A 14,796-nucleotide genomic window follows, 5' to 3' on the forward strand; every position below is an offset into this window, starting at 1 on the left:
GAAGGGGGTGTTTTTTATATCAAAAAATTGAATTTGAAAATAATTAAATCCTTTTAACTAAATAAGAAGCTCCATTCAGTTAATTTATGCCAAACAATAAATGGCTTACTGATAAGGCTAATATCATATAAAACAACCCAATAAATTAGTTGAAAAGCTAAATAATAAACAATAGTGAATGGTTCAAAAAATGAATGATTTACAATGAAATTTTTATTTACAAAGAGCATCAAAGTTAATTATTAAATAAAATGCCAATCCAAATTTGTATATTGAGTATTCAAAATTATGGTTTCAGTCGAAAGGTTATATAAAAATTCATTCTTAGTAACTAAAAAAAATATAAAACTCTTAAAACTTGAATTTTCATGATTTTTTATGCCAATTGAATTATTAATCAATCTATTAAATGAATAATCCACTAGAAAGTTGTATAGACAAAAATCCTAATTTATTGCATTTATATAAAATATGAATCTAGGTTCATTATTTTAAAAATACTCACAATTGGAGGTGAGATAAAAAATGACAGCGCAGACAATGAATGTGAATGCTGTAATTGATAATGCAAAATTTAAACCCTTTCATTTATCAATCGTATTATGGTGTTTATTTATCGTAATTTTTGACGGTTATGATTTAGCAATTAATGGCGTAACGTTGCCACTTCTTATGCAAGAGTGGGGTATGACTTCTGTCCAAGCTGGGTTATTAGCGAGCACAGCGCTAGCGGGAATGATGTTTGGTGCGATGCTTTTTGGTATGTTGGCAGATAAAATTGGTCGAAAAAAAGTTATTTTGATTTGTGTAACCTTGTTTAGTGGTTTTACTTTTTTAGGAGGATTCGCAACTAATCCAACAGAATTTGGAGTTTTAAGATTCATTGCTGGACTTGGTATCGGCGGTGTTTTGCCAAATTTAGTAACTTTAACTTCTGAATATGCACCACAAAAATTGAGAAGTACCTTAGTTACGATTATGTTTAGTGGCTATGCAGTTGGTGGAATTATGGCGGCTTTATTGGGTGTAAAATTTACACCTGAATTTGGTTGGCAGATTATGTTCTTTATTGCAGGAATTCCATTATTAGTATTACCGTTTATATGGAAGTATATGCCTGAATCACTAACATTTTTAGTGAAACAAAAAAATTATGAACCTGCTTCACAAATTATTAATAAGATCAATGCAGATTTAAATGTTAATTCTTCAACTCATTTGGTTCTAAACGAAATTAAATTACCTGATGCATCGGTTAAATCTCTATTTACTGATAATAGAGCGAAAACGACGTTATTATTTTGGTGCTGCTTTTTTATGTGTCTTTTAATGACATACGCATTAGGAAGTTGGTTACCAAAGTTAATGATGGCTGCAGGTTATTCTTTGGGAAGTAGTTTAACATTTTTACTTTCATTAAATATTGGCGCTGTCATCGGTACTATTGGTGGTGGAATTCTAGCAGACAAATTTCATCTCAAACCTGTTGTGATTTCGATGTTTGTAATCGGAGCTTTTGCTTTATTTGGATTAAGTTTTAACTCACCACCAATGGTTATTTATCTACTGGTGGCATTGGCTGGTGCAGCATCAATTGGTACTAGTATTTTAATATATAGCTATGTAGCGCAATCTTATCCAATTGCGGTACGTTCTACTGGAATTGGTTGGGCTTCAGCAGTAGGGCGTACAGGTGCAATTGTTGGCCCCATTGTCATTGGTATTCTTTTAGGAATGGAATTGCCACACAAATGGAATTTCATTGCCGTTGCTATACCAGCAGTAATTGGTGCAATAGCCGTATTCTGTATTAAAAGGACAAAAGTGATTGAAACAGTTCCTGAAAAAATAAAAATCGCATCTTCAATTACACAGTAGAATAAAAGCCTCATAAGAGGCTTTTTTTATAAATATGATTTTAAAATTTTTTGATGCTCTTTAACCTGTTTGGCATAACGTTTACCTTGTTTTTTCATTTTTCGATTTGTGTTGTATCCAGTAGGTCCAACGTTGTAATAGGCCAGTGCTTTTTTCCAGCTACCAGTAGATTGATTGTATTTTGATAGAATATAAGTTCCACAATGAATATTAATATTTTCTTGAAAAAGGTCACCTGGACAAGATTGCTGCCAATATCTAGGGATAATTTGAGTAAGACCTACAGCACCTGCTGGTGATACTGCATAATTTCGATAACTCGATTCTTGTCGAATAAGTGCGGCCATTAACAGGGGGTCGACATCAAATTGTTGCGCACTTTGCACAATTAGGGGAGAAACCCTATTTGCGGTGTCTGGGTGTACAGAGTATGCCTTTTGGATACCTGTTGAAAGTTTTGCGGCGCGTTTTTGTACTGAACCACCACCTAAAGATGAGCAACCAACAAACACGACACACGATGATAGAACTAAACTAAATTTAAGGAAAGTAAAGGATGGGTGAGGTGATTGTAAACGTTGTAAAAAAAGCAAAATTGTAACCGTGCAAATTCAATTTGCAAAAATCATAAGTAAGCTGGTGATTGGGGTCAAGCCCTAGATAAATTGGAGTGTTGTAGTTTTGCAATATATTGATGAGTAAGATAAATAGATCAGAAAAACTTTAAAATTGATTCAAAATTTTCTTATAATAATGCCATTATTAAATGCCTGAAATCATCATGACGCCAGCTTGTAAATTTCTGAAAAACAAAAAGATAGATTATTCTGTTCATGAATATGACCATGATCCTAATGCTGAAAGTTTTGGTTTAGAAGCAGCTCAAAAATTGGGTTTATCTGTACATGAAGTTTTTAAGACACTTCTAGTGACAGATGATATCAATTATTTTGTGACAATTTTACCAGTGGACCATCAACTTAATTTAAAAAAGGCGGCGAATGCTTTCAGTTGTAAAAAACTTAAAATGGCTGATCCGAAAGTGGCTGAGCGTCTGACCGGTTACTTAGTGGGTGGGATTAGTCCAATTGCTCAAAAAAAGCGACTTAAGACAGTCATTCACCAATCGGCAAGTTCTCTTAAAAAGGTGTACGTGAGTGGTGGAAAACGAGGGCTAGATATCGGATTAGATCCTCAATCATTGGCCCAAGTATTAGATGCTCAATTTAAGGACATTGTGGATCACACTTAATGTTTGATCACTACATTTGACGTAGATTGGTTAGATATTCTTGAGCGATAAAAATTTCTTGATCATCAGTTGGGCATACCTTGTTCCATTGATGTTCTTGATCTAATTCCCAAGCACGTTGATTATCGTTCAGATAATTCAATAGACCATCTTTAATAATCGTTTTCTTTAGTTTTTTATCTTCAATCGGAAAACAAGTTTCTACTCTTGAAAATAAATTACGTCCCATCCAGTCTGCACTTGAACAATATAATTTCTCATTGCCTTGATCTAGAAAATAGTAAACCCGTGTGTGTTCTAAAAAACGTCCTACAATAGATCTGACGCGGATATTTTCTGATAACTGTGGTACTTGAGGTCTTAATGAACAGATGGAACGAATGATCAGATCGATTTGAACACCTGCATTTGAGGCTTGATAAAGTGCCGCGATTAATTTAGGTTCAGTTAAAGCGTTAACTTTGATAATAATATGCGCTTTATGACCAGACTTAGCATGGTGGATTTCATTGGCAATGAGTTTTAAAAGCTGTTCATGCAAGGTAAAAGGTGCATGGAACAGCTTTTTAGGCTTTGCCATTTTTCCCATACCTGTCAATTCTTGAAAGATTTTATGGACATCTTCACAAATTTCATCATCAGTGGTCAGCAGACCGTAATCGGTATACATTTTTGCATTTCCAGCATGATAATTACCAGTTCCCAAATGAACATAGCGCTTCAGATGGTCTGTTTCTCTACGAACAATCAAAATCATTTTAGCGTGAGTTTTATAGCCCACGATGCCATAAACAACGACAGCTCCAGCTTCTTGTAAAAGGTTGGCGACCATGATATTGGATTCTTCATCAAATCTAGCACGTAATTCAATAATCGCAGTAACTTCTTTACCATTTCGTGCCGCTTCTGCTAAGACTTGAACGATCTCTGAATCTGGTCCGCTGCGATAAAGAGTTTGCTTAATTGCCAAGACATTAGGGTCTTTTGCAGCTTCTTTTAACAGGTTGATGACAGGTGAAAATGAGTCAAACGGATGATGTAAAAGGACATCACGTTGTTTCAATACATCAAAGATACTTTTTGATTGTCTTAGTATCTTCGGTATCACGGGTTGATAGGGTTTAAACTTTAAATCTGGACAATCAAAATCTGAAAATAATCGAGCTAAATTCACAGGGCCTTGAACACGATAGAGTTGTGAAGGTTCTAAATCAAATTGTTCAAGTAGATATTGGTTAATCGTTTCTGGGCAATTGTGATCAATTTCAAGTCGAACTTCACGTCCAAATCTTCGCGAAGAAAGTTCATCTTTAAGAGCAACTGCCAGATCGTCTACATCGTCAGCTAAATTTAAGTCAGCATTGCGTGTAACACGGAATTGGTAGCATCCTGTCGCCTTCATTCCTGGAAATAAGTCATTGATATGTTGTTGCAGAATAGCCGACAACAGGATGTAATGTTGCTTATCTTTGCATAAGTCATCAGGAATTTTGACCGCCCTTGGTAAAGTTCTCGGTGCAGGTACGATCGCGAGCTCAATCTGACGACCAAAAGCATCTTTACCTTCAAGCGTGATAATAAAATTAAGGCTCTTATTGACTAAACGGGGAAAAGGATGGGCAGGGTCTAAACTGATGGGCGTGATTACTGGTTGAATAAATTTACTGAAGTAGTTTTGAATCCATTCAGTATATTTATCTAAAATTCCATGATATTGAATAAATTCGATACCATAAGATTTAAGTTGAGGAATGAGCTCGTTATTAAGTATCTGATATTGTTCTTGAACCGCATGATGCGTTGTTTTAGATATTTGTTCTAAAATAATTTCATTGGGAATAGCATCAGGCGCAGTTGTTATTTGATTTAATTCTATCTGTTTTAAAAGTCCAGCAACGCGTATTTCAAAAAACTCATCTAAATTCCGAGAAAAGATGATTAAAAAATTTAGTCGCTCTAATAAGGGGTGGTGAGGGTCTTTAGCTTGAGCTAAAACTCGTTTATGGAATTCTAATAATGAAAGTTCGCGATTAATGTAAGTGTCTGAATTGTGTTGAAAGTTTTCAAAAGAGTGCATAGTACCAATTATTGCTTTAAAAGCCGTCAGGAAAGACCTTGCAGCGATGGTACGTTTGATGTGTGACAGTAATATTACATTGGTTGGTATATATACGATAAATATAAGTTATTGGATTTATTTTATTTCAATAAAAAAGCACACTTTTGAAGTGTGCTTTTTTTGTCCTTTCTAATTTAGAAGTCGTAGCGGAAACCAAGTGAGAGACCTGTAGAATTTTCACCGTTGGCGCCTGCAACATTATTCGTTCTTGCTTGAGACCATGGATTTAAATTAACATTTTCATCATTAAGGACAGTTGCTAAATTGGCATAGACACGCACAGCTTTGTCTAAACGATGCTCAACACCTAATGCTAATAGAGTTGAGTCTCTTTCATCAGCATCTACACTACGTTGAAAAACTTGACCACGAACTGTAGTTTTTGGTGTTAATTTATAGTCTGCAGCTACACCATACACATCTGAATCACGATTGTCCTGACCGTCAACTTTAGCCATTTGATAGAATGCGCCAAGATTTAAGCTGTCAGTAAGTTTGTAGGCGCCAGCGATACGTAATGCATCACGATCAGAACTAGCACGAGCATTCGTTGCATTCTCTTCATACATCGCATATGCAATAGCAAAATCGATAGGGCCTTCTTTGTAGGTCAAAGCAAGATCGTACGCTTTGTTGTCTTTTTCAGCTTGACCATTCTCTTGTTTATCGATGGTAGTTCCAGAGTGTAGTGATAATGCAGCAGCAACATTAAAACCATTTCCGAATTTTGGAGATTTATATTCAATGGTATTTTCATTACGTTCATCGAAACGTTGATCACTTACACGAGTCACGTTACGTAAATCACCAACTTGATCACCGAAATAATTTACTGGAGAACGAGCTGCTTTAAAGGGTGTGTCGAAACGACCAACTTTTACTTGACCAAAGTTACCTTTCAAACCAACGAAAGTATCACGAGTTGAAAATTCAGTACCACCATCAGTGTTACCACTTGTAAAGTTAATTTGTTGTTCGATTTGGCCAAAAACAGTCATGCCATTTTCTAATTTTTGTTCAGCTTTAAAGCCTAAACGAGATGAGTTAGATGATAGACCTACTTCATTATAATCTTTACCATCATCAAGGTAATCTAATGAAACATGTGCGCGACCATAAATTTTAACGTCAGCTGCCATTGCGATTGCTGGTGTAATAAGTGTTGCCCCAACTGCTAATGCGCAAAGTGTTTTTTTCATTTCTAGCTCCAGTAAAGACTGATTTTTTGTCCTAATAATCATGATCAGTAGTTTTTTTGTAACTACTGTTCTCTATTGGTGCTAAGTATTCATTACAAATAAGTCAGTAATATTAAGAATTTATTTCATTATCATTAAAATGGGTAGAAACAATTTATAGTAATCTAAAGGCATAAAAACAAAAAAGGAGCCAAAGCTCCTTTCTTTATGAGGATCTGTTATAAAGCAGCTTTAATCTTCTCAGCCAAAGCCTTGATACGTTCTTGATCACCCATTTGTGCTGCGTGTTTACCCAGTTCATGAATTGAACTTGGAATAAGATGAAAGTGTACGTGAGGCACGGTTTGCCCAGCTGCAGCACCAGATAACTGCATCAACACTATACCTTTTGCATCTAGTGCATTTTCAATCGCTTTTGCAATTTTTTGAACGATTTGAATCGTGTATGCTGCAGTGTTTGGGTCCAAGTCGAGTAAAGTTACGGCAGGTGATTTAGGGATGACTAAAGTATGACCATCTGCCTGAGGCATAATGTCCATAAATGCAAGAACTTGCTCATCCTCATACACTTTAATTGCAGGAAGTTCACCTCGTAGAATTCTTGCAAAAATATTTTGATCATCATAAGCCATAGCTATTCCCAGAATGTAATTAGATTGAATTATTTACAGTTCAATTCTTTCTGACGTTGCTTAATAGAGTCAAGTTTTTGTTGCTCTTTTTCTGAGAACTTAGGTTTAGTTGTATTGCAATTTTCATTGCCAAACTTTGCCTTAGTATCTGGATCTTTAAAACAGAAGCCTTTTGATGCATAGATGATGTTGTAATCATCTTTAAGTTTTTCACACTCTTTTGTAGTGTCGGCAAAAGCATTAACCCCAGCTGAAACAGATACAGCAGTAATTAAACCTAATAAAAACTTATTCATGAGTATCCTCATTTAGAAATGGACATTTGATATTGTCACATTTCAATTATATGGGCTTTATATGTGAATTCAATGGCGAAAATTTATTCTAAGGTAATTTTGCTCCATGATTCGTACATTTTAACTGCTGTCGAAAAATCACTATTAGGTTCAGCTATTGCGTTAGCAGCACCAATTAGACTTTGAGTAAGCGTAATGACAGGTGCGGATAATTTTGCTTGATGAATGAGGTCTACTGCGATACCAGTGTCTTTGCTCAGTAACGGTAAGGCAAAAGTATTTGGAAAACTTCGATTTAATACCCGTTGAGGCAATATATTTTCAGTCACACCACTTTTACCACTTGAAGCATTGATGCACTCTAAAGCTTCATTTAAATCCACACCATGTGCTTTAAGTGCAGTAAAACCTTCAGCAGCGGCACATAAGTGAACAGCTAAGAGCATGTTGTTCACTGCTTTCACAGCAAAACCAGATCCTGAGTCTCCTACATGCTTAATCAGTTTACCCATGGCTTGCATTGCTGGTAATGCAGCTTCAAAAGCAGCTTTTTCACCACCTACCATGAAGGTTAAAGTCGCATTTTCAGCACCAATAGTTTGTCCGCTAACCGGCGCATCTAGAAAAAATACACCTTTTGATTTTAAAAAAGCTTGTTGTGCTTTAGCTGCATCAGGCACGCCACTGGTACAGTCTACCCAAATTGATCCAGATTTAATGTCGACTTGATGAATGATCTCATTGACTTGCTGACTCGTTGGTAAGCAACTAAAAATGATATCAGCTTGGGCAGCTTCTTGAAGTAATACAGCTTGTGTTTGATATTCAGTTGCATGTTGTTTGGCTTTCTCGAAATTTCGATTCCATACCAAAACTGATTCATAGTGTTTGGGTAAATGGGCTGCCATACGGTAACCCATTGCTCCTAATCCAATAAATGCAACTGTCGTCATTTTCTTTACTCTATTTGTGTTGAACGCTCTGCTAACCAGTGAGCAAGTTCAGGCCAAAATTGATCGGCACTTTTTTGACTCGACATTAAACCTAAATGCCCACCAGGAATAAGAGTAAACGTGACATCACGACTATTTGTCAATTCAGTCAATGGTCTAACAGCATCAGCTGTGACCATTTGATCGCTTGAACCAGCGCCAATCATAAGAGAGCAGTCTATATTTTTTAATTCGATTTTCTTATCTTGAAGTTCGATATAACCATTTTTTAGCGGATTTCTTAACCAGACATTGAATAACATGTCTTGGTTTACCCCAGCAGGATAATCAATCATATGATTGAGGAAATAACCTAAAGTGGCGTGTTCATGCAAAAGTTTTTTATCATCAAGATTCAGTAATAATTGTTTATGGCCTTCATACCAACCTTTAGGATCTAAAATTTTAAATCCAATTGCATTTAAAATACCTGGGGAGTGAATGAGGCGCTTAGGAATACGACCGTTATAAACTTTATGTTTGAGTAGACGAGTTCTTTCAAGATAGCGATTCATCTTAGCATATAGCTTTCCGATACTGCCTGAAGCAAAGCTATCAATTGGACTACCTAAAACGATTAGATTTTTTACATGGTTCGGCTGTCTGAGCGCTGTGTACAACAGAACAAATATTCCCGCCATACTCCAGCCATGTAAAGAAATTTGATCAGATTTAGCGTGTGTGCGTATTTGATCGATACAATTCGGGATTGCATCATCAATAAAACCTAAAAAGTTGAGATCGCGATCCTTATAGCTAAAGTGTCCCCAATCCAATAAATAGACATCAAAACCTTGCTCTGTATAATATTTAATAAGAGAACGGTATGGATAAAGATCATAAATATCCATCTTGATCGCTAAAGGCGCGACAAAGACCAATGGCTCAACATATTTTTTATTTTCAGATGCGTAATATCGAATTTTACTCGATTTATGAGTACCTATCACATCATACGGCGTTGCTTGAGATAAAACCAAAGATTTACCGTAAAAAATGCGTGTCCCTAAATTTTTTAACTTGCTTTGTTTAGAACGCCAGTTAGTTTTTAAATGTTCCATGAAGGTTGAAGATCTCATAAGCATGTGATTTGAACGAAGTCTAAGCGATATTTATATATTTTACCTTGACCTTAAATGCTTTGGACGCTCAAAATGTTGGCAATTATTCACAAAGGCAGTTTTTAGGACTGATTTAGAGCAATGAGCCAGCAAGACGACATTGAATACCAACTTGATACATTAGCACTTCGTACAGGTCATACACGCAGTTTTGAAGGTGAGCATGCTGAACCGATGTTTCTAACTTCTTCATTTGTATATGCAAATGCAGCAGAGGCAGCAGCTAAATTCTCTGGGAAAGAGCCCGGTAATATTTATTCTCGCTTTACAAACCCAACAGTCGCAATGTTTGAAAAAAGATTGGCTGCAATGGAAGGTGCTGAACGTGCAGTGGCAACAAGTACGGGTATGGCTGCGATCATGGCGGTGGCGATGTCATTCTTAAAGGCTGGTGATCATGTTGTATGTTCTCGCGCAGTATTTGGTTCAACCGTGGCCTTATTTGAAAAATACATTTCTAAGTTTGGTGTGACTGTCAATTTTGTTGATTTAACAGATTTAGATGCTTGGAAAGCTGCGATCAAACCAGAAACTAAACTACTATTTGTAGAATCTCCGTCAAATCCATTATCGGAAATTGCTGATATTCGTGCATTAGCAGATATCGCGCATGAAAATGATGCCTTACTCGCAATTGATAATAGTTTCTGTACGCCAGTGCTACAACAACCATTAAAATTGGGCGCGGATCTAGTTGTCTATTCAGCGACAAAATATTTAGATGGTCAAGGTCGTGCGTTGGGTGGTGCTGTCGTAGGTAGTCATCAATTACTTGAAGAAGTTTTTGGCTACGTTCGTACAACTGGGCCTTCTATGAGTCCGTTCAATGCTTGGGTTTTCCTAAAAGGTTTGGAAACGCTTCGTCTACGTATGAAGGCTCATTCTGAAAGTGCACAAAAGATTGCTGAGTGGCTTCATCAGCACGATAAAATCGAAAAAGTATTCTTTGCTGGCTTAGCGGATCATGTAGGTCATGATTTGGCTAAGAAGCAACAAAAAGGTTTTGGTGGTATCGTTTCATTCGTGGTAAAAGGTGGGCGAGAAGCTGCTTGGAAAGTGATTGATCACACTCAATTTATTTCTATTACTGGAAATCTTGGGGATGCAAAATCAACGATTACTCATCCTGCAACGACTACTCATGGTAAATTGCCTGATGAAGCGAAGGCTGCAGCTGGCATTGCAGAAGGTTTAATTCGTCTTTCAGTAGGTTTGGAAGACGTTGATGATATTATTGCAGACATTCAACGTGGTCTTGATTTAGTCTAATTTAAATTTGTTCGGAGTATACAAATGAACATTAATATGCTTATGCAACAAGCACAGCGCATGCAAAAGGAAGTAGAGTCCAACATCAAGAAAGCGAAAGAAGAGCTTGCACAGAAAGAAGTGCATGCTGAAGCTGGTGGTGGTTTGGTAAAAGTGACAATGACTTGCCGTAATGTGGTAAAACGCATTGAAATCAATCCAGAATTGCTTCAAGACGATCCAGATATGATTGAGGATTTGATTGCAGCTGCTATGAATGACGCTGCACGCCAAGCCGAAGCGATTTCAGAAGAAACAATGAAGTCTGCAAATAGTGGTATGGGATTACCTCCTGGCTTGTCAGGTTTATTTTAAGGATATTGCCGAGTGTTCAGCGAACGGTTTGACCAACTCGTCCAAGCACTGCGAATTTTACCAAGCGTTGGGCCTAAGTCGGCTCAGCGCATGGCGTTGCATTTGATCATGAAGAATAAGCAAGGTGCTTTGGCATTATCTGAAGCACTTAGCGATGCCGCTGATCATATCCATGAATGTTCTATTTGCCACTCATTGACTGAGAATGAGGTGTGTGACATTTGTCTGTCGCAAGACCGAGATGATACCTTGCTCTGTGTGGTTGAATCTCCTGCAGACGTGATGGCAATTGAGCAAAGTGGAAGTTTCAGAGGCAAATATCATGTATTGGGGGGGCATTTATCTCCTTTAGATGGTATAGGGCCTGAAGAGGTTGGCATACCTGCATTAGTTCAACGCTTAGCTGAAGGTCAGGTAGCAGAGGTTATTCTCGCTACCAATGCAACGGTTGAAGGGCAGGCTACGGCACATTATTTGGTAGAAGCCACACGTCATTTGAATCTTAAAATGACGCGTATTGCTCAAGGTGTACCACAAGGGGGTGAGCTTGAGTATGTCGATAGTCACACCTTAAGCCAAGCAGTTCATAATCGTATGCAAATGAAATAAGCACAAATTGTGCTTATTTTTTTGATTAGAGAAATATCACTTTTCTGAATTGTTTTTTAGTCGAAAAAAATATTAAATTTTTCATGTTTTATAACTATTTACAGCGTATACATAGATTTGCTTGACGCTTTAATTGAAAATTTATATTTAAAATTGATAATTTAAGCTAAAATACATCTCGATACCAATCTAGCACATTGTTTTTTATGATGTTTCAATTTATCCAAGAGCAAAAAGAACTCGAGCATGTTTTGACACTAATGAGTCAACAAGATGTTTATGGTTTAGATACTGAATTTATCAAAGTTGATACACTATGGCCAAAATTGGGTGTCTTGCAAATCAATGTCGCAGATCAGGTGTTTTTATTAGACGGTACACGTCTAGATTTTTCGAGTTTCTGGCCTAAAGTTTTTGCTGCAAAGCAAAATATTTTCCATGCTTGTGGTGAAGATATTGATCTGATTTACCATTATTCAAAAGGCAATCATCTTAATAATGTATTTGATACTCAGGTGGCTTTGTCTTTTCTCGGACACGGATTACAGGTCAGTTATCAAAATGCGCTTAAAGAAATTTTAAATATAGAAATTGATAAAGATCAAACACGTTCAGATTGGCTTGCACGTCCTTTAACTGAAGAGCAAAAAGCATACGCAGCGAATGATGTCTTATATATTATGAATTTAGCCGATGCGCTAAAAAATGAATTAGAGAAAAAAGGGCATTATCAGTATGTACTAGAGGACTGTAAGAGCCTCACGCTTGAGATTGCGACAGAAACGCCGAAAGAGAAACTATACGAAGATGTCGGAAATTATAGACACTCTCGAAAGCAGTTAATGCAGCTACAATTGCTCAGTGTTTGGCGTGAAGAAATGGTGAAGGCTTTAAATCAGCCTCGAAGTTTTATTCTGAAAAATGCCACTATGATTGATTTGGTGGAAAAAAATCCAAAAAATACCTTCCAATTATCTCAAGTTAAAAATATTCGTCCGAATGTGGTTCGTGAGCACGGTAAAACGATTTTGGATATTATTGCGTTGCTGCCCCCAATGGAAGAATGGCCATTACGAATTGCTCGACCAATTAAACATTCATCCAAAGATATTACCCATGATGTTGATAACATGATTGGTAATCTTGCAGAAGAGTTGGTGATTCCTAAAGAAGTATTAATGCGAAAAAAATGGCTTGGGGCTTTATATCAGCATGTGGTTTTTCATGGCGATGAACAAGACTTACCTCAGTATTTACTCGGTTGGCGTTATGATTTACTAACGAAGCCATTAATTGAGTTGCTTCATAAAGATGCACAATATTTGAGTATGCAAATGAAAGTCAATGAATGACTTCTCTCAAAATTTGATTAAAGAATTACCAGTCATCCTAAACTAGACTGATGCGTTAACAAACGCTAATGTTTCGCCGTTTTTTTTGATGTATGCTTTGCTTTGAGTTTAAAAGGTGTTGTTTGAATCATGTGGTGTGAAATCTACAAATCTAGTAAGAAAGACGAAATGTATATTTACGTTGCGCGTCCTGAACAAGCGGAAAACCAAGAAGCTGTTGATCCGTTATCAGTATTATCTGATGCAATGAAAAATGCATTTGGCCGAGCGACATTTGTGATGTCACTGGAATTACATGCAGAACGCAAATTAGCGCGTGCAAATGTTTTACATGTGATGGATTCAATTCAGACGAAAGGATTCTTTTTACAATTGCCGCCTGAAGGATTGATCAATCCTAATGCGGTAGAGCCAGAGGGACTACGCGGTGCGTGATAATCAAGTTGGAGGATGGGATCAGTTTGTTTCAATGTTGGATTCAATTCCAGAATATAACATTGCAATTACCGTCTATATTCTCGGAACTTTGATTATTCTGTGGTGTTGGTACGGCATAGCGAAACGCCTACCTTCACCTTTAGGTGGAGTGACTTGGATTTTTGTGTTTGCTATTTTGGCAACACCAACGATTTCTGAAGGTCCTAATTCCGCCTTAGCACCCGCAACTTTTGGTTTGATATTTGGGGTATTAACAAAAGATTCACCTTTGATCTGGTCCAATTTCTCATTGATTGCCTTTGTTATTGCTTTAGGGTTATTGGCAGGTTATTTCTGGTCTAAGTACGCTTCTAAACAAAAGAATCCGAGACACACATCGTCAGTGAAGACACCACCACTTTAATTATCCAAATAAAAAAATAAGGTTTCATTATGTCTGTTGATGCACATCAATTTACGGGTACAGATCAATATATCGCCACAGATAGTCTCAAGCTTGCTGTGAAGGCCGCTCGAGCGTTGCAAAAGCCTCTTTTAGTGAAGGGTGAGCCAGGTACAGGTAAAACATTATTGGCTGAACAAGTTGCTGAAAGTCTGGGTTTAAAACTGATTACTTGGCATATCAAATCAACGACGAAGGCCCAACAAGGTCTTTATGAATACGATGCCGTTTCAAGATTGCGCGATAGTCAATTGGGCGATGAGCGTGTTTATGATATTAAAAACTATATTAAACCAGGTAAATTGTGGGAAGCATTTACCTCTGAAGAACGTTGCGTTTTATTAATTGATGAAATTGATAAAGCAGATATCGAATTCCCAAATGATTTGCTTCATGAACTAGACAAAATGTCATTCTTTGTTTATGAAACTGGTGAAACAATTACTGCAACACAGCGTCCAATTGTGATCATCACTTCAAATAATGAAAAAGAACTTCCTGATGCTTTCTTACGCCGTTGTTTCTTTCATTATATTGAATTCCCAGATGAACAGACCATGCGTGAAATTATTGCAGTTCATTTTCCAAGAATTTCAACGACATTGGTCAGTGAGGCACTTCAGGTCTTCTTTAAGCTTCGCCAAATACCTGGTCTTAAGAAGCCACCTTCAACTTCTGAATTAATTGATTGGTTAAGCTTATTGATGGCTGATGATATGCCTGAAGATATTTTAAGAAACCATGATAAGTCAAAAGCAATTCCACCGCTGTATGGTGCGCTCATCAAAAATGAGCAAGATGTGCAGCTACTTGAGCGCCTCGCATTTATGACTCGTCGATAGG

Annotated in this window: 16 protein-coding genes; 9 read left to right on the forward strand and 7 right to left on the reverse strand. The window is 37.0% G+C overall.

What is annotated here, in order from left to right; genetic code table 11:
- The first annotated feature begins 525 nt into the window (after nucleotides 1–525).
- Nucleotides 526–1,878, forward strand: coding sequence for an MFS transporter (locus tag CL42_RS06870; RefSeq protein WP_035266535.1), 1,353 nt, complete (start codon nucleotides 526–528; stop codon nucleotides 1,876–1,878).
- 26 nt (nucleotides 1,879–1,904) lie between these two features.
- On the opposite strand, the gene CL42_RS06875 is transcribed toward CL42_RS06870, so the two are convergent.
- Entirely contained in the window at nucleotides 1,905–2,390 is a 486-nt protein-coding gene (locus tag CL42_RS06875; RefSeq protein WP_035266537.1) for a lytic transglycosylase domain-containing protein, read from the reverse strand.
- 269 nt (nucleotides 2,391–2,659) lie between these two features.
- On the opposite strand from CL42_RS06875, the gene ybaK reads away from it, so the two are divergent.
- On the forward strand, nucleotides 2,660–3,130 hold the full coding sequence (ybaK, locus tag CL42_RS06880) for a Cys-tRNA(Pro) deacylase (protein ID WP_035266631.1): 471 nt from the start codon (nucleotides 2,660–2,662) through the stop codon (nucleotides 3,128–3,130).
- A 10-nt stretch (nucleotides 3,131–3,140) separates the two neighbouring features.
- Here the strand turns inward: ybaK and ppk1 are convergent, their stop codons facing one another.
- The 6 genes from ppk1 to CL42_RS06910 form a co-directional block, all read right to left on the reverse strand.
- On the reverse strand, nucleotides 3,141–5,207 hold the full coding sequence (ppk1, locus tag CL42_RS06885) for a polyphosphate kinase 1 (RefSeq protein WP_035266540.1): 2,067 nt from the start codon (nucleotides 5,205–5,207) through the stop codon (nucleotides 3,141–3,143).
- 176 nt (nucleotides 5,208–5,383) lie between these two features.
- Complete coding sequence (locus CL42_RS06890) at nucleotides 5,384–6,448, reverse strand: porin (protein WP_035266542.1); 1,065 nt, start codon at nucleotides 6,446–6,448, stop codon at nucleotides 5,384–5,386.
- Between the two features lie 218 nt (nucleotides 6,449–6,666).
- Nucleotides 6,667–7,080, reverse strand: coding sequence for an HIT family protein (locus CL42_RS06895; protein WP_035266543.1), 414 nt, complete (start codon nucleotides 7,078–7,080; stop codon nucleotides 6,667–6,669).
- A 29-nt stretch (nucleotides 7,081–7,109) separates the two neighbouring features.
- A complete protein-coding gene (locus CL42_RS06900) occupies nucleotides 7,110–7,376 on the reverse strand; it encodes a YARHG domain-containing protein (protein ID WP_035266544.1) in 267 nt (88 codons plus the stop codon).
- 83 nt (nucleotides 7,377–7,459) lie between these two features.
- Nucleotides 7,460–8,329, reverse strand: coding sequence for an NAD(P)-dependent oxidoreductase (locus tag CL42_RS06905; RefSeq protein ID WP_035266545.1), 870 nt, complete (start codon nucleotides 8,327–8,329; stop codon nucleotides 7,460–7,462).
- A gap of 5 nt (nucleotides 8,330–8,334) precedes the next feature.
- Complete coding sequence (locus CL42_RS06910) at nucleotides 8,335–9,429, reverse strand: alpha/beta fold hydrolase (RefSeq protein WP_035266546.1); 1,095 nt, start codon at nucleotides 9,427–9,429, stop codon at nucleotides 8,335–8,337.
- A 141-nt stretch (nucleotides 9,430–9,570) separates the two neighbouring features.
- On the opposite strand from CL42_RS06910, the gene CL42_RS06915 reads away from it, so the two are divergent.
- From CL42_RS06915 to CL42_RS06945, 7 genes are all read left to right on the forward strand, one after another.
- Nucleotides 9,571–10,758 (forward strand): O-succinylhomoserine sulfhydrylase, encoded by a 1,188-nt coding sequence (locus CL42_RS06915; protein ID WP_035266547.1) that lies wholly within the window; start codon nucleotides 9,571–9,573, stop codon nucleotides 10,756–10,758.
- Nucleotides 10,759–10,782: 24 nt separating this feature from the next.
- The gene (locus tag CL42_RS06920) at nucleotides 10,783–11,112 is read left to right on the forward strand and encodes a YbaB/EbfC family nucleoid-associated protein (protein ID WP_035266548.1); all 330 of its coding nucleotides are present in this window, start codon (nucleotides 10,783–10,785) and stop codon (nucleotides 11,110–11,112) included.
- Nucleotides 11,113–11,124: 12 nt separating this feature from the next.
- Entirely contained in the window at nucleotides 11,125–11,721 is a 597-nt protein-coding gene (recR, locus tag CL42_RS06925) for a recombination mediator RecR (RefSeq protein WP_035266549.1), read from the forward strand.
- Between the two features lie 209 nt (nucleotides 11,722–11,930).
- Nucleotides 11,931–13,073, forward strand: a complete 1,143-nt coding sequence (locus tag CL42_RS06930; protein ID WP_035266550.1) for a ribonuclease D — start codon at nucleotides 11,931–11,933, stop codon at nucleotides 13,071–13,073.
- 129 nt (nucleotides 13,074–13,202) lie between these two features.
- Entirely contained in the window at nucleotides 13,203–13,508 is a 306-nt protein-coding gene (locus CL42_RS06935; RefSeq protein ID WP_035266558.1) for a YcgL domain-containing protein, read from the forward strand.
- Nucleotides 13,509–13,542: 34 nt separating this feature from the next.
- Entirely contained in the window at nucleotides 13,543–13,914 is a 372-nt protein-coding gene (locus tag CL42_RS06940; protein WP_035266633.1) for a hypothetical protein, read from the forward strand.
- A gap of 29 nt (nucleotides 13,915–13,943) precedes the next feature.
- Nucleotides 13,944–14,795, forward strand: a complete 852-nt coding sequence (locus CL42_RS06945; RefSeq protein WP_035266560.1) for an AAA family ATPase — start codon at nucleotides 13,944–13,946, stop codon at nucleotides 14,793–14,795.
- Nucleotide 14,796: the final 1 nt, after the last annotated feature.

Origin of the sequence: Acinetobacter sp. Ver3, assembly GCF_000632455.1 — a bacterium.
GTDB lineage: Bacteria > Pseudomonadota > Gammaproteobacteria > Pseudomonadales > Moraxellaceae > Acinetobacter.

Bases quoted from the DNA above. Each gene is read 5' to 3' on its own strand.
- CL42_RS06870 (WP_035266535.1), top strand. From the start codon at position 526: ATGACAGCGCAGACAATGAATGTGAATGCTGTAATTGATAATGCAAAA.
- ybaK (WP_035266631.1), top strand. From the start codon at position 2,660: ATGACGCCAGCTTGTAAATTTCTGAAAAACAAAAAGATAGATTATTCT.
- ppk1 (WP_035266540.1), bottom strand. From the start codon at position 5,207: ATGCACTCTTTTGAAAACTTTCAACACAATTCAGACACTTACATTAAT.
- CL42_RS06890 (WP_035266542.1), bottom strand. From the start codon at position 6,448: ATGAAAAAAACACTTTGCGCATTAGCAGTTGGGGCAACACTTATTACA.
- CL42_RS06895 (WP_035266543.1), bottom strand. From the start codon at position 7,080: ATGGCTTATGATGATCAAAATATTTTTGCAAGAATTCTACGAGGTGAA.
- CL42_RS06900 (WP_035266544.1), bottom strand. From the start codon at position 7,376: ATGAATAAGTTTTTATTAGGTTTAATTACTGCTGTATCTGTTTCAGCT.
- CL42_RS06905 (WP_035266545.1), bottom strand. From the start codon at position 8,329: ATGACGACAGTTGCATTTATTGGATTAGGAGCAATGGGTTACCGTATG.
- CL42_RS06910 (WP_035266546.1), bottom strand. From the start codon at position 9,429: ATGGAACATTTAAAAACTAACTGGCGTTCTAAACAAAGCAAGTTAAAA.
- CL42_RS06915 (WP_035266547.1), top strand. From the start codon at position 9,571: ATGAGCCAGCAAGACGACATTGAATACCAACTTGATACATTAGCACTT.
- CL42_RS06920 (WP_035266548.1), top strand. From the start codon at position 10,783: ATGAACATTAATATGCTTATGCAACAAGCACAGCGCATGCAAAAGGAA.
- CL42_RS06930 (WP_035266550.1), top strand. From the start codon at position 11,931: ATGTTTCAATTTATCCAAGAGCAAAAAGAACTCGAGCATGTTTTGACA.
- CL42_RS06935 (WP_035266558.1), top strand. From the start codon at position 13,203: ATGTGGTGTGAAATCTACAAATCTAGTAAGAAAGACGAAATGTATATT.
- CL42_RS06940 (WP_035266633.1), top strand. From the start codon at position 13,543: ATGTTGGATTCAATTCCAGAATATAACATTGCAATTACCGTCTATATT.
- CL42_RS06945 (WP_035266560.1), top strand. From the start codon at position 13,944: ATGTCTGTTGATGCACATCAATTTACGGGTACAGATCAATATATCGCC.